Origin of the sequence: Sphaerisporangium sp. NBC_01403 (assembly GCF_045040145.1) — a bacterium.
GTDB classification, from domain to species: Bacteria; Actinomycetota; Actinomycetes; order Streptosporangiales; family Streptosporangiaceae; genus Sphaerisporangium; species Sphaerisporangium viridialbum.
The window spans coordinates 7,454,436-7,475,543 of the sequence record NZ_CP109534.1; the positions used below are offsets into that span (position 1 = coordinate 7,454,436).

At 69.7% G+C, this 21,108-nt stretch carries 16 protein-coding genes; 8 read left to right on the top strand and 8 right to left on the bottom strand.

Annotated elements, in window-relative coordinates:
• Positions 1 to 210: 210 nt before the first annotated feature.
• The 3 genes from OG589_RS33290 to OG589_RS33300 all read right to left on the bottom strand — a co-directional run bounded on the left by OG589_RS33290 (position 211) and on the right by OG589_RS33300 (position 2,458).
• Positions 211 to 492, bottom strand: a complete 282-nt coding sequence (locus tag OG589_RS33290; RefSeq protein ID WP_405142064.1) for a metal-sensitive transcriptional regulator — start codon at positions 490 to 492, stop codon at positions 211 to 213.
• A gap of 100 nt (positions 493 to 592) precedes the next feature.
• Positions 593 to 2,026 (bottom strand): MFS transporter, encoded by a 1,434-nt coding sequence (locus OG589_RS33295; RefSeq protein WP_405142065.1) that lies wholly within the window; start codon positions 2,024 to 2,026, stop codon positions 593 to 595.
• Between the two features lie 147 nt (positions 2,027 to 2,173).
• Positions 2,174 to 2,458: a heavy-metal-associated domain-containing protein gene (locus tag OG589_RS33300; protein WP_405142067.1), complete on the bottom strand. Its 285-nt coding sequence runs from the start codon at positions 2,456 to 2,458 to the stop codon at positions 2,174 to 2,176.
• 522 nt (positions 2,459 to 2,980) lie between these two features.
• Here OG589_RS33300 and OG589_RS33305 point away from each other — a divergent pair.
• A complete protein-coding gene (locus tag OG589_RS33305; RefSeq protein WP_405142068.1) occupies positions 2,981 to 4,360 on the top strand; it encodes an FAD-binding oxidoreductase in 1,380 nt (459 codons plus the stop codon).
• Between the two features lie 75 nt (positions 4,361 to 4,435).
• Here the strand turns inward: OG589_RS33305 and OG589_RS33310 are convergent, their stop codons facing one another.
• The 3 genes from OG589_RS33310 to OG589_RS33320 form a co-directional block, all read right to left on the bottom strand.
• Complete coding sequence (locus OG589_RS33310; RefSeq protein WP_405142069.1) at positions 4,436 to 4,921, bottom strand: hypothetical protein; 486 nt, start codon at positions 4,919 to 4,921, stop codon at positions 4,436 to 4,438.
• A 57-nt stretch (positions 4,922 to 4,978) separates the two neighbouring features.
• On the bottom strand, positions 4,979 to 5,464 hold the full coding sequence (locus OG589_RS33315) for a MarR family winged helix-turn-helix transcriptional regulator (protein WP_405142070.1): 486 nt from the start codon (positions 5,462 to 5,464) through the stop codon (positions 4,979 to 4,981).
• A 211-nt stretch (positions 5,465 to 5,675) separates the two neighbouring features.
• Entirely contained in the window at positions 5,676 to 9,494 is a 3,819-nt protein-coding gene (locus tag OG589_RS33320) for a DNRLRE domain-containing protein (RefSeq protein ID WP_405142071.1), read from the bottom strand.
• A 382-nt stretch (positions 9,495 to 9,876) separates the two neighbouring features.
• Here OG589_RS33320 and OG589_RS33325 point away from each other — a divergent pair, with 382 nt between their 5' ends.
• The 3 genes from OG589_RS33325 (at position 9,877) to OG589_RS33335 (ending at position 12,550) form a co-directional block, all read left to right on the top strand.
• The gene (locus OG589_RS33325) at positions 9,877 to 10,875 is read left to right on the top strand and encodes an ArsR/SmtB family transcription factor (protein WP_405142072.1); all 999 of its coding nucleotides are present in this window, start codon (positions 9,877 to 9,879) and stop codon (positions 10,873 to 10,875) included.
• A gap of 108 nt (positions 10,876 to 10,983) precedes the next feature.
• Positions 10,984 to 11,376, top strand: a complete 393-nt coding sequence (locus OG589_RS33330) for a PPOX class F420-dependent oxidoreductase (RefSeq protein ID WP_405142073.1) — start codon at positions 10,984 to 10,986, stop codon at positions 11,374 to 11,376.
• Between the two features lie 382 nt (positions 11,377 to 11,758).
• On the top strand, positions 11,759 to 12,550 hold the full coding sequence (locus OG589_RS33335; RefSeq protein WP_405142075.1) for a hypothetical protein: 792 nt from the start codon (positions 11,759 to 11,761) through the stop codon (positions 12,548 to 12,550).
• 238 nt (positions 12,551 to 12,788) lie between these two features.
• Here OG589_RS33335 and OG589_RS33340 read toward each other — a convergent pair whose 3' ends face one another.
• A complete protein-coding gene (locus tag OG589_RS33340; protein ID WP_405142076.1) occupies positions 12,789 to 13,217 on the bottom strand; it encodes a hypothetical protein in 429 nt (142 codons plus the stop codon).
• 724 nt (positions 13,218 to 13,941) lie between these two features.
• On the opposite strand from OG589_RS33340, the gene OG589_RS33345 reads away from it, so the two are divergent.
• A complete protein-coding gene (locus tag OG589_RS33345; protein ID WP_405152182.1) occupies positions 13,942 to 14,154 on the top strand; it encodes a S8 family serine peptidase in 213 nt (70 codons plus the stop codon).
• 79 nt (positions 14,155 to 14,233) lie between these two features.
• Here OG589_RS33345 and OG589_RS33350 read toward each other — a convergent pair whose 3' ends face one another.
• Positions 14,234 to 15,130, bottom strand: a complete 897-nt coding sequence (locus OG589_RS33350) for a LysR family transcriptional regulator (RefSeq protein ID WP_405142078.1) — start codon at positions 15,128 to 15,130, stop codon at positions 14,234 to 14,236.
• 120 nt (positions 15,131 to 15,250) lie between these two features.
• On the opposite strand from OG589_RS33350, the gene OG589_RS33355 reads away from it, so the two are divergent.
• The 3 genes from OG589_RS33355 (at position 15,251) to OG589_RS33365 (ending at position 21,095) form a co-directional block, all read left to right on the top strand.
• The gene (locus tag OG589_RS33355; protein WP_405142079.1) at positions 15,251 to 16,285 is read left to right on the top strand and encodes an ABC transporter substrate-binding protein; all 1,035 of its coding nucleotides are present in this window, start codon (positions 15,251 to 15,253) and stop codon (positions 16,283 to 16,285) included.
• Positions 16,282 to 18,600 (top strand): hypothetical protein, encoded by a 2,319-nt coding sequence (locus tag OG589_RS33360; RefSeq protein WP_405142081.1) that lies wholly within the window; start codon positions 16,282 to 16,284, stop codon positions 18,598 to 18,600. The genes OG589_RS33355 and OG589_RS33360 overlap by 4 nt, the downstream gene beginning before the upstream one ends.
• An 821-nt stretch (positions 18,601 to 19,421) precedes the next feature.
• On the top strand, positions 19,422 to 21,095 hold the full coding sequence (locus tag OG589_RS33365; RefSeq protein ID WP_405142082.1) for an alkaline phosphatase D family protein: 1,674 nt from the start codon (positions 19,422 to 19,424) through the stop codon (positions 21,093 to 21,095).
• The last annotated feature ends 13 nt before the right edge of the window (positions 21,096 to 21,108 follow it).

A 21,108-nucleotide genomic window follows, 5' to 3' on the forward strand; every position in this document is an offset into this window, starting at 1 on the left:
GGTTTGGTGACCATCGGCCGTTCGGCTCGGAGATGAGGCCGTGTGTGCTTGGTGGCCGTTCGCGGCGGGTGGTGTCCCGACCGGGCCCACAGCGTTGCCCACTCCGAGAGCTCCACCGAAGATCACGGCGAGTCCGACGGCATAGGCCCCGAGCTTGACGGGCGCGTTCATGACGATCACTCCTTCGTTACGTGTGGTGCTGCGTGCCGGTCAGGAACGGACCAGGCGGGCGATGGCGTCGGAGGCTTCCTTGAGCTTCGCCTCGGCCTCGGGGCCGCCCTTGGCGGTGGCGTCGGCCACGCAGTGCGCCAGGTGCTCTTCCAGCAGGGCCAGGGCGAAGGACCGCAGGGCCCGGTTGGCCGCCGACACCTGGGTGAGGATGTCGATGCAGTACTTGTCCTCTTCGACCATCCGCTGCAGCCCGCGCGCCTGCCCCTCGATCCTGCGCAGCCGCTGCAGGTGGTCCTGCTTGGTGTCGGTGTATCCGGCCATTTCCCCCGCCTCCCTCTTGCTCCCGTTTCACCTCTTCGAACACCCTACCCCCCTAGGGTATTCCGTCGGGTCCGTTGAGATCCGGTTCCCAATCGGGGCGTTACACGCCGAGCGATTCCGTCTCCGCTGCGGCGCCCGCCTGGGCCGCCGGCTTCGGCGTGCGCATGAGCAGCAGGGTGAGCACGGCGCCCAGTGCCGCCACCGCCGCGGCGCCGATGAAGGCTCCCTGGAAGCCGTCGGTGAGACGGGGAAGGTCGCCAAGCTCGGATGCCCCCTGGGAGGTGGCGATCGCGGTCATGGCCGCCAGGCCGAGGGCCGAGCCGACCTGGTAGGTGGTGTTGACGATGCCCGAGGCCAGCCCGCTCTCCTCGGGGCGTGCCCCGGACATGGCCGACATCATCGCCGGGATGTAGGCCAGAGACATGCCGACCGCGGCGATCAGCGAGGCGGGCAGCACGTCGGTGGCGAACGCGCCGTCCGGGCGGACCAGGGACAGGCCCGCCACGCCTGCGGCCAGCACCAGCAGGCCGAGGACGATGAGCGGTTTGGCACCGAAGCGGCCGAGCAGCCGGGCGGTGATGCCGATCATGAATATCATGATCGCGACGGTCATCGGCAGCAGTGCCGCACCGCTGGGGAAGGCGCCGTAGCCGAGGACCTGCTGCAGGTACAGGTTGAGGAAGTACCACATCGGGATCCACGCACCGCCGAGCAGCGCCATCGCCAGGTTGGCGCCGGCCAGGCCCGGGGTCTTCCAGATGCCGAGTGGCATGAGCGGCTCGCGGACCATGCGCTGGATGACCAGGAAAAGCGCGAGCAGCGCGATCGCGCCGGCCAGTTCCACCAGCGTGGACGGTGAGCTCCAGCCCTGCTCGGGGGCGCGCACGATGGCGTAGACGGCCAGGGCGATGCCCGCGGTGACGGAGATGGCGCCGAGCACGTCGACCGAGCCACGCCTGCCCTGGACGGCGGGCAGCAGCGCGGGGACGGCGGCCAACGTGGCCAGGCCGATCGGGACGTAGACGATGAACACCCAGGGCCAGCTCAGGTACTCGGTGATGAGGCCGCCGAGGAACACCCCGGCGGTGCCGCCGGCCGGTGCGGCCGCGCCGTACAGGGCCATGGCCCTGCCCAGCTCACGAGGGTTGTGCCCGAAGAGCATCATGAGCAGCGTCATCGAGGCGGGGGCGATGAGCGCGCCGCCGATGCCCTGGACGCCACGGCCGAGGATCTCGATCCAGGCGTTGCCCGCCGCCGCGGCGACGATGGAACCGGCGATCAGGATGATCCATCCGGTGGTGAAGACCTTGCGGGCGCCGAACAGGTCCGACAGCCGGCCGCCGAGCAGCAGCAGGCCGCCGAAGGCGATGACGTAGGCGTTGAACACCCACTGCAGGTTTCCCTGAGAGAAGCCGAGGTCGCGCTGCATGTCCGGCAGCGCCACCCCGATGATGGAGGTGTCCATGATGACCATGAACTGCGCGGCGGCGAGCACGATGAGTGCCTGCCACCTGCGTGGATTGACGGCGTTCATGCCGCACTCCTTGAATTCCGCGCATCCCTCGCCGAGATGGGAGGATGCGATCTGGGGGTTGGATGTGATGTCGAGTCAGGCCGGCCCCGCAGGTGGGCGTGCACGCCAATGCACGCCCACCGCCTGTTTCTGTCCGGGCGAAGCTCTCTAGGACGCGCTGACCGCTGAGGCCTCGGCCAGCGTGTAACCGGCCCGCTCCACCGCCGCCCTGATCTCCGCATCGGAGAATCCCGCTCCGCTGACGGTGACCACGCCGCCGGCCAGATCGACCGAGACGCCGCTCACGCCGCCGACCTTGCCGATCTCGGCGGAGACCGACGAGACGCAGTGACCGCAGGTCATCCCGTCGACCGTGTAGACGCTGCCGTCCACTGAGGACTTGACGGTCGCGGTGGCGCTGTCATTCGTTCCGCACGCGCATGCCGTGCACATGAGGTTCTCCTTCCGAGTTGACCCCTGGGGGGTATCTTCGTCCGGGAACGTAACATACCCCCCCGGGGTTAGCAACCGTATGGTCGACTCCCCGCGCGGTGATGATCCGCATTCACGTGCACGCGACTTCCGCCTTGATGGCCCGAGTTGCCCAGCCGATCCATCGCATCAGGGGGGAATGTTCGCACCGTCCACGACCACAGCTCGGCCACCCGGTGAGTTATCGGGGAACTTCTTCTGCCGCACGGCGAGTTGGAGCAGGTGATGAATGGTTTCCGCTTACGGCGCATCGTGTTGGCCGGCGAAGGCCGACGACAGCGCGACGCGGGGACCCCGGAGCCGGCTTGACCGGCGTGCCGCACCCCGACCCCACCCCTAATCGGGTTGAAAAGCATTTGTTCGAAAGGAAGGATCGATAGAGGTGAATCCCTGATTGATGACTCCGTCATCGCGAGAACATGAGTACGGCATTCTCTGTCAGCGACGAGCGGCAGGCAGAACACGCCGCGAAGGAGTTCCCTTATGCATGTGAATGTCTCGCCCGCCACGCTTTCGCGCCTCCGTACCGCCCTCACCGGCAGGGTGATCGAGCCGGATGACGACGGGTACGACCGGGCACGCGCCGTCTACTACGGCGGGTTCGACCGCCGGCCGGCGGCCGTCATCCGGCCCGCCGATGCCGCCGACGTCGCGCGTGTCATCATGTTCGCCCGCGATACCGGGATAGAACTGGCCGTCCGCGGCGGCGGCCACAGCAACGCCGGCCACAGCGTCTCCGAGGGCGGCATCGTGCTCGACCTCAGAGATATGCGCGCGATAGACATCGATGTCGAAGGACGTACCGCGTGGGCCCAGGGCGGGTTGACCGCGGGCGGGTTCACCGCCGCGGTGGGCGCCCACGGCCTGGCGACCGGCTTCGGCGACACCGGCACCGTGGGCATCGGGGGGATCACCCTCGGAGGCGGCATCGGGTTCCTCGTCCGCAAGCATGGCCTCGCCCTCGACAACCTGCTGGCCGTCGAGATCGTGACCGCGGACGGCGAGCTGCGCCACGTGGACGCACAGACCCATCCGGACCTGTTCTGGGCCATCCGCGGCGGCGGCGGCAACTTCGGTGTAGTCACCCGCCTGCAGTTCAAGCTGCAGCCGTTGGAGTCGATCGTGGGCGGGATACTGGTCCTTCCCGGGACGGCCGAGGTCATCGCCTCGTTCATCGCCGAGGCGGACGCGGCGCCGGAGGAGCTCTCGACGATCATCAACGTCATGCCCGCGCCCCCGATGCCGTTCCTGCCGGAAGAGTGGCATGGTCAGCTGATCCTCATGGCCTTCATGGCCTACGCCGGCGACAGCGAGGCGGGCGAGCGGGCCATCGCGCCGTTCCGTGCGCTGGCCACTCCCCTTGCCGACATGCTCCAGACCATGCCCTACTCGGGAATGTTCGCGTCGGAAGAGGAAGAGGACCAGACGACCGCGGTGGCACGGACGATGTTCATCGACACCGTCGACCGAGGCGTGGCCGACACGATCGTCGAGTATCTCGAGTCATCCGACGCGTCGATGCGCGCCGTGCAGCTCCGGGTGCTCGGCGGGGCGATGGCCCGCGTGCCGGTCGACGCGACCGCGTTCGCGCACCGCAACAGCAAGATCATGGTGAACGTCGCGGCGTTCTACGAGCGCCTCGAGGAGCGGGCCATTCGCGAGGCCTGGGTCATCGAGCTTTCAGGGGTCCTCCGTCAGAGCGATGCGGGGGCCTACGTCAACTTCCTTCAGGACGAGAGCATCGATCGGGTCCGCGCCGCGTACCCGGGCGAGACCTGGAACCGGCTCAGGGCGATCAAGGCCGAGTACGACCCGACCAACCTCTTCCGGCTCAACCAGAACATCCCGCCGGCGACCGATTGACCTCACGCGTGACAGCAGCGGAGCGCCGCGGCCTGCCCATGGGTTGATGGGCAGGCCGTGCTCGCCGCCACAGGCTCAGGAGGCCGCGGCCAGTTGGCCGGGCGGAATGGGCACACCGTAGTGCGGCAAGCTTCCTACCGGCTCGGATCTGCGTATCGCCTCCTGCACCGACGAAGTCGCGACGATGGCGATGAAGATCGCGCTGACCACGGAGGCGCGCGGCACCCAGTTCCCAGGGGTGAACAGCCAAGCGGTGAGAAGGTAGCCGGCCACCGCGATGGCGAAGCCGGCCAGAACCCTGTAGGTCATGTCCTCGGTGTACGGCAGGAACGCGGCCTCGAAGAAGAGACACGCGCCCATGGCTAAGGGCGCGGCGGCCGACACGAACGCCCAGCGCGGCAGCTTGACGGCCCAGCCGAGCAGGAATCCCAGCGGGAACGGCACGAGTGCCTGGACCACCGTGATCGCGAAGTCGTCTTCCGGGTGGAAGTAGATCCCGATGAGCAGCTCGGCCACCGCGATCACGGCCCCGACCAATGCGGCCCGGCTTAATGCGTTCACATCCCGATTTTTCCATTTAGATCACCCCGGTGGTAGCCCATTCAAAAGGCGGCGGGGCTACTCGGCGTCCGTGCGGGACGGGGGCGCTTCGTCCCAATCCATGAAGACCACCGGCACCTTGTTGTCCAGCACCACCCGGCCGAGCAGGTCCGCGAGCCTGCCGCGATCGGCTTCGCCGAGGGCCGCCGGGAGCATCTCGACCCGACGGCAGGTCTCGGTGTAGAACCCCTCGGCGAGCTCGTCGCCTGCCGCGGTGAGCGTGACCTGGACCGCACGCCGGTCCTGCGGGTCCGGCTCTCGCCGCACCAGGCCGCGCTCGGCGGTCCGGTCCACCAGGCCCGTGAGGCTCGACTTCGCGAGCCCGAGCACCCCGCCCAGGTCGCTCATGCCGTACGGCCGCGCCATCAGCACGCAGAGCAGTTGGCCCTGCTGTGGGGTCAGCCCGTGCTCCCTGGCCGCCTCGGCGTACACGGCGTTCACCAGGAACGAGGAGCGCACCAGCGCGGTGACGACCCCCATGTGCTCATCCGCGGACTTCCCCACTCACCGACCTCCTCGTTGGACTGGCGAGTACGCCCATCTCCAGGCTAGCACATAGTTCGCTATCCGAACTATCTGGTGTGCCTGCTACCCGGCGGTCAATGGAGAGCGGCGGGCGCGAATGCCGCGCCCGCCGCTCTATGGCCGTCCGGCTATGCCGTCACCGGCCCCGAAGGTGTCCAGCCGTCCGGATGGCCGGAAGGAACGACCCCGCTCAAACGACGAGCCTCGCGTAGCCGACCTGCCAGCTCCGCTCCTTGGCGTCGGAGACTCTCTTGTTCACCGCCTTTGTGCTGTGTTGCGTGTAGTAGATTCCTCGCTCGCTCGACGCCGTCTTCTTGGTGACGATCGACATGTGCTCGGGCCCGTTGTGGTTTCCCGGGTCGAAGTCCCAGTACATGATGTCCCCGACGCGCACGTCGGAGAACTTCGACCGCCACTGGATCCGGTGCCGGGCGGTCATGTGGTTCATGCTGTTCGTGACGACGATGAAGGTCTTCGAGTCCTTGCCGACGGGGCTGGCCCAGAACCAGTTGTAAAGGTGCGCTCGTTTCTGCGCCGCGCTGCTCCCGTAGTTCCGGATCTCCCTGGCGCCGCCGCCGAACTTCAGCGCCTTGGACGCGAAGTTCGTGCAGTCGCCGCCCCGCTGCCAGAAGCCGTCGTACTCCTGGTGGCTGTTCCAGTGCTTCAGCGCCCAGTTCGCGATGCCGGACGCGCTCACGGAGTTGACCGAGCTTGATCCGCCCGGGTCCTCTGTGGGTTCGGGGATGCTCGCGTCCACGTTCATGTCAGCGGTCAGGGACTCGTCCGGATAGACCTGGGCGTCGGCCGAGTCGCCGTCCGTCTGGCCGACCAGGCCACTGGCGGAGCCGTCGATGTACTGGTCCTGGCCGGTCAGCACGGCCTTGAAGGAGTAGTCCTCGGCGTTCTCCTCTTCCTGGGTGGTCTTCTCGCCGGTCGGGTCGCGCTGGATGCGGGACTGGGCGACGGTCGCGCGGACGGTGGTGGTCCTGCCGTCGGCGGAAAGGGAGACGAGAAGGTCGCTCAGTGTGGTCGTCGAGCCCTCCTGTGCTCCGCCATCCGCGTCCACCGTGGCCTTGCCGGCGAGGAGCGCCTGCTCGTCGGCGAGGAGCAGTGAGTCGAAGCGGTAGCCCTGCGCGTGCGCGCCGATCGCGTCGGAGGCGCTCGCGAAGCGTCCCTCGACGATGCCTTCCCGGCTGTCCAGGTACTGGCTGACCGCGTCGACGTACTCCTGCCGGTCGGGGACGGCCTGGGGTTTCATGGCCGAGCTGGTGCTCCAGGCCCCGTTGCCCTGTTCGTTCTTGGCCCGCACCCGGAAGGAGTACGCCGACCCGTTGGTGAGCCCGGTGACGACGACGCTCGGCTCGGTCGGAGCCAGGGTTTGGACGACGGCCCCGGTGCCACCGAGGACCTCCAGGTCGAACCCGGTGATCCGCGGGTCGCCCGTTGATTCGGACGGTGGTGCCCAGGTGACCAGCGCGCCTCCGTCACCCGGGCGCACGCTGACGTTCTGCGGTGTCCCGGGAACGGCCGGCGGGACGTAGGCGACCGTGACGGTGAGGGGGGTGGTCGCACCGGAGGACCCGAAGGTCACCTCCGGTGTCGCCGGGTCATCCGCGCGCAGCGCGAGTTCCGAGAAGCTCTCGCCGTCCTGGCGTGCCGCCTGTACGGAGCCGGTGATGTCGATCTTGGAGTTGGTGAGGTCCGCCTGGGCGAACGGCTCATCCAGCAGCTTGGACGAGACGTCGGCTCCCGTGGCGTCGGCGGCGGGGTCGTCGGTCATCTCGTAGGCCGACACCTTGACCGTCGCCGGGCAAGCGGCGGCACAGGTAGGGGTTCCCAGGTCGAGCGTCGCGGAGGTGATCTCCGAACCCGCTGGAATCGCGCTCAGATCGGCCTTGAACGAGGAGACCTGACCGCCTCCCACCTGGAAGGCGCTGACATTTCCCAGTTGGCAGGGGTTGCCGCCGCACGCGTCCGTGCCGGACTTGGCGGCGCGTATGGTCAGCACACCGGCGCCGAGAACCGTGGACCGGGTGGGCTTCTCCGCACCCGGTTGCGGGGCCGTGAAGGCGACCAGTGCCGTTCGGGCGCTGCAGGTGGTGCCGACGCATGCCTCCATCTGCCACTTGTAGCCGCGTCCGGGGCTGACCAGGCCGTCGGCGACCTTCAGGCCTGCGCGCCGGCCGCCCTGCACCGTGCTGGAGGCGACCGGGCTCGGCCCGACAGGGGCGCCGGCGCTGTCGAAGAGGTAGAACCTGCCGGTCAGGGCCTGCCCCGAGGGACGCGAGACCACGCCGGACAGCACCAGGGCGGACGGGTCGCTCAGGCCGGTCGCCAGGCCGGAGGGGACCTCGGGGACATCGGTCGCCAGGGGCGTCCACGCCGACCAGCCGCTCGCGCCCGTCTGGCTCATCGCCTTGACGCGGAACCGGTACGCCCCGGGGTTCCGCAGGATGCCCGAGGGCACCTTCCAGGTCGCGGTGGCACCGGAGGCGACCCCCTTAGGGCCTCCTGTGGCGATCACATCGCCGCCGCCCGCGTTCGTCATCTCGAACGTGTAGTCCAGCGGCTTGCCGTTCGGATCGGTCGCCTTCGCCGACAACGTGGGGGTGAGGCCGGCGACGCTGTTGACGCCCGGGTCCGACGAGGCCCTGGGCGTCATGTCGAGCCCGGTGGGGACGCCGAGCCTGTAATTGAAGGTGACGCTGAGAGCGGGCTCCTTGTCGCCCTGCGCGCCGGACACGTAGTTCGAGGAGTAGTACCGGCGCCAGGTCGAAGCGTCCTTCTCATTGGCTCCGCGTAGCTGGATGCCGTAGTTCGGCTGCCCGTCGGCCCACGCCTGGACGATGGCATCGGTGTCCCAGTGCATGAAGTCCTGGGGGCAGCTCGCGGCACCGTGCGCGGTCTTCGTGGTCACGGCGCCGGTGGTCGTCGTGGCCGGCTCCGAGCCGTACTTGATGGTGTCGGGATCCCAGGCCCCGGTGATGCGGCGCGCCTGCACGCCCGCGCTGGGATCCACGCACACCGACGACCAGAACGTCCACAGCCGCAGGTCGGTGTCCACGATCGAGGTGCCGCGCAGGTCCTCGACGTGACGGAACTTCAGGTACGAGCGGGCGACGTGGGAGCCGTCGTAGGTGCCGGCCTTCAGTTCGGTCGAACCGCGCTGGGAGTCGGGGATGTCGCTCTGCACCCAGGTGTCGGTCTCCACGGTGAGGGTGCTGGTGGGGTCCACGGTGACGGGGTACTTCACCTGCGGGTCCGCGAGGAAGCCCGCGTCCGGCTTCAGCACGAGCACGGCCCCGCCGGCGGTCCGCTCGACCGTCGTGTCGATCGCGGCCTGGTGTACGGGCTCGCCGGACCGTTGATCGGTCGTGGAGTCCCACATGCGGGGGGCAGGAGCCGAGGCCAGCAGCCTGCCCGCCGCGTCCTGCAGATTCAGGCCGTGGTCGGCGGCCGCCGAGAGCGTCAGGCCCTTGGTCGCCACCGGAAGCCTGATCTCCAGCGGCTCGGCCGGACGCCTGCGCAGGACGAGGGAGTGGCTGAACCCGTTCGGCAACGCCTTCACCGTGAGGTCGGCCCCCGGCACGACGTCCTTGTAGGTCGCCGTGTCCCCCTTGACCCGCGGCGCCGGCAACTTCCTGTCCCAGGAGACCGCGAACGAGCGGTCGGCTCGCCGGACCTCGGCGAACGGCTCGCCCCCACCGCCGGACACCTGCACGTCCGACGCGGTGACCTTCGGACGCAGGCCCGCGTCGCCATCCCGGACCAGGGACGTGTCGATCGGGCGCCAGGTGCCACCGTCCTTGACACGTACCGGGCCGGGGAACGCCTCCAGGGTGAACGTGCCGTCGGGGTTGGCCCAGATCGACGAGCTCTCGGTCTTCTCGCCCTCCAGTTCCACCCGCGTGCCCTGCGCCTTCGCCGCTCGCGTGGCGGCCACCCGGTCGGTCGGGGGCGCCACGTCGTCGGCCACCGCGGCCGGCGAACCGAGCACAGGCGCGGTCAAGGACGCGGCGACCACCAGGGACGCCAGCCCGGCACGCGGTGCGGGAAATATGGATCGGTTGATATCTCGACCCCTTTCTGGGTGATCATCGGTTTCCATGGAGGGGCGGACGCGGTCTCGCGACGTTCGCGCCCTGCCACCGGAGTCTCCGGTGACCAGGAACCGGCCCAATTTTCAGCGTGAGCACGGCCGGCGGCGTAGTTCTTTCCATCCCAGCGCAAACTCCCTGGTGGCCGCCGTGCGGACATGCGACGAGGATTCAGGACGGCTGCGCGGCTCCCGTCGGGCGAGCTTGACTCCGGTCTTCGACGGCCTTGTAGATATTTCCGTCCGAGTGCAAAATTGCGGACGGCACGTAAGGGCATGTCGATCGAGGGCGTCCATGGCGCTGAGGATTCACTTCACGGGCGAGGATCTCGCGCGAGTTCGCATCGCCCCTGAATGCGACGCGCTGTGGGAGGTGATGCTCAGCCTCTACAGGTTGCGCCGCCGGGAGCGCACCGTCGTCTTCGGCCAGTGGAAGAACGACACGCTGGCGAAGGCGCCCGCGGCGACCCCGATCCTGACGACCCTGGCACCGGCGCACGGCTACGCCGTCGACTTCCTCACCCCGCGCTCGGAGGCGGGCTCGATGACGGCGGGGGTCGAGGCCCTGCGCGGCACCACTCGTGAGCGACTGCTCCGCGATCTGTCGGAGTTGTCGCTGCGGCATCCGGGCAGGCGGCTGCCCGGATGGGTCGACGGCCTGGCCAGGGGCGACCTGGAGACGCTGGGCGCCGTCGCCGACGCGGCCGCCGCCTACTTCCAGGCGTGCCTGTCCCCTTACTGGTCACGCATCCGGGCGCAGGTCGCCCAGGAACGGGCGCGCCGTACGCGCATGCTCTCCGACGGCGGCTGGGACGCGGTGTTCTCCACTCTGCACCCGTCGGCGCGGTGGAGCTTCCCGACGCTGGAGCTGTCGTATCCGGCCGACCACGACATCCATCTGAACGGCAGGGGCCTGGTGCTGCAGCCCTCGTTCTTCTGCCGGCAGACCCCCATCACCCTGCGCGACCCCGAGCTGCCTCCGGTGCTGGTCTATCCGATCGAGCACGACCTGACCTGGGCGCACGGCCAGGCTCCCGACCAGCACCCGACCCTGGCGAGCCTGCTCGGTCCCACCCGGGCCCAGGTCCTGGAGACCATCGCCCACGGTGACTGCACGACGGGCGAGCTCGCGCGGCGGCTCGACATTCCCGGCTCGACCGCGAGCCGCCAGGCCACCACGCTGCGCGAGGCCGGCCTCGTGTACAGCCAGCGCCTCGGCCAGTCGGTGATCCACACCATCACGGAGCTGGGCACCGCCCTGCTGGACGGCCGCCGGCCCGGCCTGATCGCCTGAAGGCCGGTTTCATGCCTCTTTCGCACGGCGGCTACATGATCGGCATGATGGGATAGGTCCCCGCTCAGCGAGGACTGAGCGGGTAAGTCCGACCGTCGAAAGAGCGCTGTGAAACTTACCGACGAACTGGTCGCGCTGCTGCGCAGGCCGAGCATCTGCTATATCGCCACCTCGATGGCCGACGGTTCTCCGCAGGTGACCCAGACGTGGGTCGACACCGACGGCGAGCACGTGCTCATCAACAGCGTCCAGAGCCACGTGAAGACGAGGAACATCGAGCGCGATCCGCGCGTGGCGGTCGCCGTCTCCGAACCGGAGGATCCCTCCCGCTACTTCCAGGTGCGCGGGCGGGTGCTCGAGGTCACGACCGAGGGCGCCGTCGACCACATCGAGATGCTCGCCAAGAAGTACCTCGGCACGCCGTACCCCTGGTACGGAGGCCGCGACCAGGTACGCGTGATCTTCGTCATCGAACCCGAGAAGATCAGCGGCATGAGATAGCACCACTCGTACGCCTTCGACCTGTTTCCGGGACCGCTGCTCAAGTCACCGCCTCGAAATGCGGCCGAATGTCGTACGCGACCGGCAAAGCATTTAAAACCCATTAGATCAGGCTATTAATCGCAAAAGGCGGCGGGTGCCCGAGAAAGCAAGTAGTAGTCGAGCAGACCCCTCAGAAACGACCGGAACGGCGGCGCGAACAGCTATTCGCGCCGCCGTCTTACCGTTTCCTGACCTCGGCGATGCCGTGGCCGACGGTGAAAAGCGACCCCTTAATGCGATGATCTCGGTAGGTCGAGAGGCCTGTGCACGAGATGCCCCATGAATCCACGGGATCTCCGGTGGATTCAGCCGGGAGCTCAAGAAGGGAATTCGAGGATTCATGAAGATCCGCATAGCGTTTGTCGCCACGGCCGTCACGGCCGGGCTGTCGTTCTCTGGATCGGCCGCGTCGGCTGACGCGGCGCACTTCGCATCGGCCGGCTCGGCGGCGCGGTCCGCGGTCGCCGCCACTTCGACGGATTCCGCCTCGCGGCTCACGTGCTCGCGACTCGGATGCGGCGACGTGGCGTGTCCGCCCGGCTACGTCTGCGTGTACTCGCCCAAGCAGTGCTTCGCGGCGCCGTGCCCGCAGTACGACTGCGTCCCGGCCAACAACGGCGTCCCCGGGGGCTGGCCGTACGACATCAACTCCTGGCCGTACTCGGTGCCGTGGGACTCCTACGGGTGGTACAAGAACTACCTGATCACCCCATACCCGCGTTCGCACCCGTACCCGCGGCCTTACCCGTACCCGCACCCGCGTCCGTATCCGGGCCCGCGCCCCTACCCGGGCCCGCGTCCCGGACCCCACCCCCTTCCGCACCCCGTGCCGCCCCACGGCGGGCCTCGCCCCGTACACCAGGAGCCCATCCAGCCGCTGCAGGGCGGGCAGGCGCCGGCGTTCCCGGGTCAGGCACCCGGACTCGGCGGACAGCCCCCGGCGTTCCCGGGTCAGGCACCGGGTCTCGGTGGACAGTCCCCGGCGTTCCCGGGTCAGGGACCCGGTCTCGGTGGACAGTCACGGGCGTTCCCGGGGCAGCCACCGGCGTTCCCGGGTCAGGCGCCCGGACTCGGCGGCCAGGCACCGAACGTCAACCCGGGTGCCGGTGCCACGCCGGGTGGACCGCGATAACCCAGTAGGTGATCGAGTGATCTCGGCGCCGGTACGGTGGGCCATCGGCCGGCCGTACCGGCGCCGGTGTCTCCCGGTACCGAAGGGCCGCATCTCGGGACCGAAGGACCGCCTTCCCGATGAATCCGCAGGGCCCGTGAATCGGAAAGGCCCGGCACAGAAGCGACTGGCACGCGAAAAGGCGACGCAACCACGGGCCGAAGTCCGGGAAGCGCCGCCTTTGTCGCTATGACGCGAGTCAGAGGCCGAGTCCAAGACCCAGGCCAAGACCCAGGCCAAGGCCGCCACCGCCGCCGTGGCCCACGCCGACCCCGTAGCCGCCGCCGGAGCCGTACCCGGCGCCGTAGCCGTAGCCACCGCCGTAGCCGCCGCCGTAACCGACGCCGAGGCCGTAGCCGTAGCCACCGCCGTAGCCGCCGCCGTAACCGACGCCGAGGCCGTAACCGCCGCCGTAGCCGTAGCCACCGCCGAGGCCGTAGCCGCCGCAGCCGCCACCGACGACCGTGGGAACGACGGTGGGGACGACCGTGGGGCCGCAGGGGCAGCAGTCGGCCTTGGCGCTCTTGGAGATCTTCGCTGGCTTGGCCGCGTCGGCGGAGGCCATGGCGGCAGGAGCGATGACGGCCATGCCGGCGCATGCCGAAATGACCAGAAGACGGCGAATCATGTGTGACTTCTCCCTGTACGAATCATCGCCCCGGACGTCCATTAACAGACCTCCCGTTCAGCGATGATTACTGAATGTGACCGCTCAGAGAGTACCCAATGGCTGAACACGTATAAGGGCGGAGAACAGTCAGACGGCGGCAATGATTAAGGGTCGACGATCAAATGAACCTGAGTTAACCGCAATGTCGATCCGTACGTTTTACACCGGATCCGTACCCGCCTTTTTGCCCGATTCCCGGGTCGTGGACCCACGCGCCGGATGACCTGAGCGGGCAGGATGCCATCTGGGCCGGCAGGAGGCCACGACCGCACGGGCGGCTTTGCCTGGCAGCGCCATAAAACCCCAATGCCGCGACACCTCCGATGAACACCGCGATATCCGCGAATAAGAGCCATAAGGCAAGAACGTCGCCTCCAGGACGGCCCGGCGAACGGCCACGCTGACGCGATTTTGACCCCGCCTCCGATTTGACCCCGCCTCCGATCGATCACAGAGAGTAACAATGATCGTTTTGGGTACTTGATCATTACTTTCCGTAGTCAGCCGACCGTCTTTCAGCAGGACAGCCGCCCAGCGAGAGGGACACGATGAGAATCCGTTCCACCTCGAATGTGCCCAGTGGCATGAGACGGCTTGCGGGCATCCTGCTGGTACTCAGCCCGCTGATCGCCATCGGCCCGCCCGCGCAGGCGACCCCGGCGCGGCAGCCGGTGAAGGTCACCTGGGCAAGCGCGGCGGCGGCAGCACCTCGGGCAGCGGCACCTCCTTCGCCTCGCCCTTCGCCACCGGGGTCAACGCCCTGTTCAAGCAGGCCTACGGCGACTACAAGTCGGCCGCCGTCCTGCAGTGGATCGTCGACTCCGCCACCCCCTCCGTCCTGACCAGGGTTCCGTCCACCACCAAGAACAAGCTGCTCTACACGGCGGGGCTCTGACGGCAACCGCGACGGCGAGGGGCCCGGTGAACACCGGGCCCCTCGCCGTTCGCCGGGACGCGGTACGGCCGGGACCGGATCAGGCCGTGGACAGCAGGTCCGCGGCGAGCGAGAAGAACGCGCGCGCCGCCGGCGACTCCGGCCCGTCGTGCCGGTGGACGAGCGCGACCGTACGGCGCAGGTCGGCGCCGGTGATCTCAAGGACGCGCGGGCGCGGGGCGCGCCGGGCGGCGGATCGCGCGATGGAGCGGGGCAGGACGGCCACGCCCAGGCCGTGGGCGGCGAACCTCACCATCTCCTCGACCCGCACGACCTCGAAGGCGACGCGGCGGGCCACGCCCGCCTCCGCGAAGCCGTGGTCGACCTGCTCCCTCAGCCCGTATCCGGGCGGGAAGTCGACGAACCGCTCGCCGGCGAGCCCCGCGGCCGCGACGGAGCCGGCCAGCGGATGGTCCACGTGCACGAGCGCGACAAGGTCCTCGACCAGCAGCGGGCGCGCCCGGAGCCGCTCGGGCAGCGGCTTCGGCGGCAGGCCGAGGATCGCGAGGTCGAGCTCGGCCGAGCGGACATCCTCCACCATGCGGTCGCTCCCGCCGCTGCGCAGTGCCACCTCGACCCCGGGGTGACGGGTGTGGAAGTCGCTGAGCAGCGCCGCCATGTCGAGGGTCAGGGGCGGGCACTCCATCATGCCGACGGAGACGTTGCCCCGGACGACCCCGCGCAGGGCGTCCGCCTCGGCGACGAGGAGATCGAGGTCGTTGAGCACGCGCTCGGCCAGCGGGAGCAGCTGCGCCCCGGCCCGGGTGAGCCGTACCGAGCGGGTGGTGCGCTCGAACAGCTTGATGCCGAGCTCGTCCTCCAGCTTGCGGATCTGCTGGCTGAGCGCGGACTGCACCACGAACTCCCCCGCCGCCGCGGTGCTGAAGCTTCTCGTGCGGGCGATGGCCCGGAAGTACCGAAGTTGTCGGAGATCCACCTGATTATTCAATCACAGTGATAACTGTTAGCTCTTTCATGTCTTTGACGCATGAGTGCCCCCGCTGGCAGCCTGAAACGGTCCGGTGACCCGCGCCGGCACCGAGGAGAGTCAGCACAGATGCCACGTAGTCGCTTATCCCGCCCGCGCGCAGCGGCGGTCGCCCTCGCCATCGCGGCCGTGGTGACCGGTTGCTCGTCCACGCCGCCGGAGTCCGGCCCGGTGCGCCTGCGGCTCGGCTACTTCCCGAACCTCACCCACGCGACGGCGATCCTGGGCGTCCAGGACGGGACCTTCCAGCGTGCCCTCGGCTCGGGCGCGAAGCTGGAGCCCGCGCTGTTCACCTCGGGCCCTCCGGCGATCACCGCGATCCTGTCCGACGCGGTCGACGCGGTCTTCGTCGGCGCCACCCCCGCCGTCAACGCCTTCTACAAGACCAAGGGGAACGTGAAGGTCATCTCGGGCGCCACCTCGGGGGGCGCGCAGCTCGTGGTCGGGGACGGCATCACCTCGGCCGCCGATCTCAAGGGCAGGACGGTCGCCGACCCGGCGCTGGGCGGCGCGCCCGACATCCAGCTCCGTTACTGGCTCAAGCGGCACGGCCTGCGCACCGGCACCGCCGGTGACGGCGACGTGCACATCGCCCCGCAGGACAACGCCCAGATGGCCGCCGCGTACGCGAGCGGGGCGATCGACGGCGCCTGGGTGCCCCAGCCGTACGCCACCCTCCTGGTGAACCGGGGCGCGCACGTCCTGGTGAACGAGCACTCGCTGTGGCCGGACGGCCGGTTCAACACCACCAACCTGCTCGTGCGAGCGGACTTCCTCAAACGGCACCCGGACGTGGTCGTCGCCCTGCTCCGCGGTCTGGTCAAGGAGACCGACCAGGTGAACGCCGACCCCGCGCGGGCGGCACAGCGGGCCGACGCCGCCATCGACAAGATCAACGGAGGCGGGCTCGACGACGCGGACCTGCGGGCGGCCTGGTCCGACATGACCTTCACCGTCGATCCCCTCCTGCCCACGATCAAGGAGTACGGGCGTCGCGGGACGGACGTGGGCGTGCTGCCCGGCGGCGACCTGACCGGCCTCGCCGACCTGGGCCCGCTCAACGAGGCACTGCGTGCCGAGGGAAAGGCGCCGATCGCAGGATGAACACTCCCCGCGTCACACCGCGTCCGCAGACCGAGCGCCGCTACCACGACTGCGCCGACCCCGCGGTCGGCCAGAGGACCACCGACGCCGTACGGGCACTGCCGTTCCTCGGCGAGCTGACCGCCGAGACCGCCACGCTGACCGCCGGGGACCTCACCGAACTGGTGCTGCGTTACACCGTGGGCGGTTCTGGCATCGCCGACAGCGGATGGCTGAAGCTGTGCTTCAAGTACTACTCCGACTGGGACCTGCAGACGACCCGGCCCGCCGATCGCGACTACGCGACGGCCGAGCTGACGCGCCGCGGCGACCTCGGCGGCGCGTCGCCCGACAGCCTCGCGACCGTGCGCCGCCTGCGCACCGCCTACGACGTCAAGGGAGGCGAGCGGCCCTTCCAGAAGGCCCTTCTCATCCACCTTGAGGATGGTTTCGTGCGGCCCGGGGACGAGATCGTCATCCGGCTCGGCGACCGGCGGCACGGCGGCCCCGGCACACGGGTGCAGACGTTCGTGGAGGACGCGTTCAGGTTCCGGATGTACGCGGACGTCCTCGGCACCTCGCGCATGGGGCACGTGGGCGACGTCGGCCTGGACATCGTCGCGGGACCCGCGGAGCGGCTCGTCGTCGCGGGGCCGCGCCTGGTGCGCGCGGACGCTCCCGCGCCGCTGCGAGCCCACCTGGAGGACGCCTGGGGCAACGTGGCCTCCGGCGCCCCCGCACGGCTGAGCGCCGTCGGCGGCGGGTGGACCTCCCCGCCGTGCGCCTTTCCCGCGGAGGGGTGGGCCTCGGCCACCATCGAACTGCCCCCTCGGCCGGCCGGGCCGTACGAGGTGCGCGTGTCGGCCGGTCTGCCTGACGGGCGCGAGCTGACGGCGGGCTGCGCCGTGGACGTGGTCGCCGGCCTGCCCGGCGAGCGCGCCTACTTCGCCGACCTGCACGTGCACTCCGACGACACCGTGGGCACCCAGGACAGCGCCTACAACTTCGCCTACGGCCGCTGGATCGGCGGGCTCGACGTGCTCGGGTACACGGCCAACGACTTCCAGGTCACCGACAAGGCGTGGCGTGAGGTGGTCGGCCTGTGCCGGGAGGTCAGCGAGGACGGGAGGTTCGTGTGCCTGCCCGGCGTCGAGTGGTGCGGCAACTCCGGGGTGGGCGGCGACCACAACGTCATCTACCTGGGCGAGGAAACCACGCTCGCCAGGTCGCTGGAGTGGCATGACGCGATGACGACGCGCGCCCCGGCGGCCGGGCACTGGCCGATCGCCGAGCTGTACGAGGCGTACGCCGCCAACCCGGACGACTACCTGCTGATGCCGCACGTCGGCGGACGGCGCGCCATCCTCGACTGGCACCATCCGGCGCTCGAACGGCTCATCGAGGTGCACTCGGCGTGGGGCACCAGCCCGTGGTTCCTGCGGGACGCCATGAGCCGGGGGCTGCGGCTCGGCGTCAGCGCCAACAGCGACGAGCACCGGGGCCGTCCCGGCGGCGGGGCGCCGGGCGCCACCATCTTCGGCGGCAGGGGCGGGCTGACCGGCGTCCTCGCCCCCGGCCTGACCCGCGCCTCGGTCGGGACGACGCTGCGGGCGCGCCGCACCTGGGCGACGACGGGCGCGCGGGCCGTGGCGCTGCTGCGGGCCGGAGACCGGTGGATGGGCGAGGAGCTCGACGTCGCGGACGAGGACCTCGCCGTCTCGTACGCCCTGTACGGCGACGCGCCCTGGGAGCGCATGACCGTCTACGACACGCGCGGGCCGGTGCTGCACCGCGACCTGAACGCCGAGGCGGGGCACGCGCCGGGCCTCGTCAGGGTCCGCTGGGGCGGTGCCCGGCACCGTGACCGCTACCGCTGGGCGTCCTGGACCGGGAGCGCCGAGATCTCCGGGGCCGAGCTGATTGAGGCCCGGCCATGGGCCGTCATGCACCAGGAGCAGACGGTCAAGGCGGACGGCGGGCGCGTCGGGTGGTCGGGCGCGACGTACGGCAACGACACCGGCGTGGTGCTCCGGTTGGGCCCCGGAGGCGACGCCGTGGTCACCGTCGAGGCGACCGTGGCCGAGGACGCCCGCGCTGAACGGTTCAGTGTGCCCGTGTCCGATCTCGCGGGCGGCGCCGTGCGCCGCGAGCTGGGCGGGGCCGGGCTCCATGTGACGGTCGAACCGCTCGCCGATATCGCGCGTCTCCCTTTGACCCTCGCCGGCGAGCTGTCGGTACGCCCGCCCTCGGGGGAAAGCGCCCTTTACGTGCACGCGGTCCAGGCGGACGGCCACGAGGTGTGGACCAGCCCGCTGTTCTTCACCTCGGCTCGGTGACGACTCGGCTCCGGTGTTGACCGCCACCCGGCCGTCCGGATCTGTGTGACGCGCCCCACAGAACGCGCGGACATGTTTATCCGCGTAGCGCCGGGCACGTTCCCCGGCGTCCAGGGTGCCATCGCACGTTCCGATTTCCGGCCCCAAGCAGAGGGGGTAACACCGATGGAAGCACGTCAGCCGTCGTCCACACTGCGAGACATCGCGAGCGGTAAGCGCTCGTCCGAGCCTCTGGCCTCCCGCAACGAGATCCGCGAACTGGCGTCCGGATGGGGCCCAGGTGATCCCACCCAGCGGAAGTGGCCGTACAAGGGCTAGCGCCCGAGCCCGAGGGCGTTCACTCCTGCCCTCGGGCAGGGAAACCCCAGCAGGTCGGGGGCTCAAGAGGGGTGCGGTTCAGGTCTTCGTTCCTGCCGGGCGAAAACCATAGCGATGAAATATGCGGCTTGGAGGCACTCCGGTAATTGGGTCGGTTCTCGGGCGGGCGTCCGCCGTCCGAATCCCCGGCGGCGAAGGGAAGCCCGGCGTCCCGTCGTACCAGACATATCAGTAAAGAACTGCAGGTGATATCGAGAAGCATGCCGTGCGGCCAGGCGCGCGGGACCGCCCGGAGAACACCGGTAACGTGCGTTTACTGGGGTCCGTTCCCCTGCCGCGCAGGTGACGGCGGTACGCCACAGCCCGGATGGTAGGAAATTGCCGGAATAGGTGTCCGAGATGGCAGATGTCGCCTTTTTCATGACTTGTGGTGTTAACCGGGGAGTCATGAGTCTTGGCGAGGCTACGAGCGTCCCTCACCCCTGATCGCCTAGGGAGCTCCCGTGTCGCACCTCGACCGACGATCGTTCCTCGTGACCGGGCTGGCCGCGGGCGCGGTCGCCACCATCCCCGCGACCGCCGCCCTCGCCGAGCCCGACCCCGCCGCGGAGACCGCGCAGAGCCTGGCAGGAAGGGGCCTGCGCACCGACCCGTTCACGCTCGGCGTCGCCTCGGGCGATCCCGACCCCGGCGGGTTCGTCATCTGGACCCGCCTGGCCCCGCAGCCGCTGGCCGAGGACGGCATGGGCGGCATGCCCTCGCGCCCGTTCCCCGTGCTGTGGCAGGTGTACTCCGACGCCCAGTGCCGCCGCGTGGTGCGCGCGGGCGTGGCGGTGGCCGCGCCCGAGTGGGGTCACAGCGTCCACGTGGAGGTCGAGGGCCTGTCCAACGACCGCGAGTACTGGTACCGCTTCCGCGTCGGACCGTACGTCTCGCCGGCCGGCCGGGCCAGGACCGCGCCGCACCCGCTGGCGTACGGCGGGGCGCTCGCCATGGCGTTCGTCTCCTGCGCCCAGTACGAGCACGGCTACTTCACCTCGTACCGGCGCCTGGCCGAGGACCGCCCTGACCTCGTGCTGCACCTGGGCGACTACCAGTACGAGTACACCAAGAACACCTACACCATCCCCGGCGGCAACGTCCGCGACCACGAGGGCCCCGAGACCGAGACGCTGGCCAACTACCGGCAGCGGCACGCGCAGTACAAGGCCGACCCGGACCTGCAGGCCGCGCACGCCGCCGCGCCGTGGCTGGTCGTCTGGGACGACCACGAGGTCGACAACAACTGGGCCGACGAGGTGCCGGAGAAGCCCGAGCCCAACTTCCTCGCCCGCCGCGAGGCCGCCTTCCGCGCGTACTACGAGAACATGCCGCTGCGCCGCACCTCCATACCGCGCGGCATCGACATGCAGCTCTACCGGCGCATCCGGTGGGGGCGCATGGCCACCTTCCACATGCTCGACACCCGGCAGTACCGCGACGACCAGGGCTGCGGCGACGGCTACCGCGACTGCCCGGCGGCCGTGGACCCGGCCCGCTCGATCACCGGTGCCGCGCAGGAGGAGTGGCTGCTGAACGGCTTCCGCGCCTCCCGCGCCCAGTGGGACATCATCGGCCAGCAGGTCTTCTTCGCCCAGCGTGACAACAACGCCGGGCCCGCCAAGGTGACCAGCCAGGACGCCTGGGACGGCTACGTCGCCTCCCGCCGGCGCATCACCCAGGGATGGGTGGACGCGAAGGTGCGCAACCCCGTCGTGCTCACCGGCGACGTCCACGCGCACTGGGCCAGCGACCTGAAGCTCGACTACGACGACCCGACCGGCCCCTCGGTCGGCTCCGAGCTGGTCGCCACCTCGATCACCACCGGCGGCGACGGCGCGGACTCCGACCCGGCCACGCACCCGTACCTCGCCATCAACCCGCACCTGAAGTTCTACAACAACCAGCGGGGCTACGTGATGACGAAGATCGAGCGCGACCTCATGACCTCCGACTTCCGCGTGGTGCCGCATGTCCAGGCGCCCGGGTCCGAGGTGCACACCAAGGCGACCTTCGTCATCGAGGACCGGGTGCCCGGCGTGCGGCAGACCTACCTGCGCCCGCTCGACCCCTCGCTCCGGGTGGCCCGCCCGATCACCGTCGAGGAGACCGTGGAGCTGGAGACCAAGCGCCCCTGACCCGCGCGAGGAG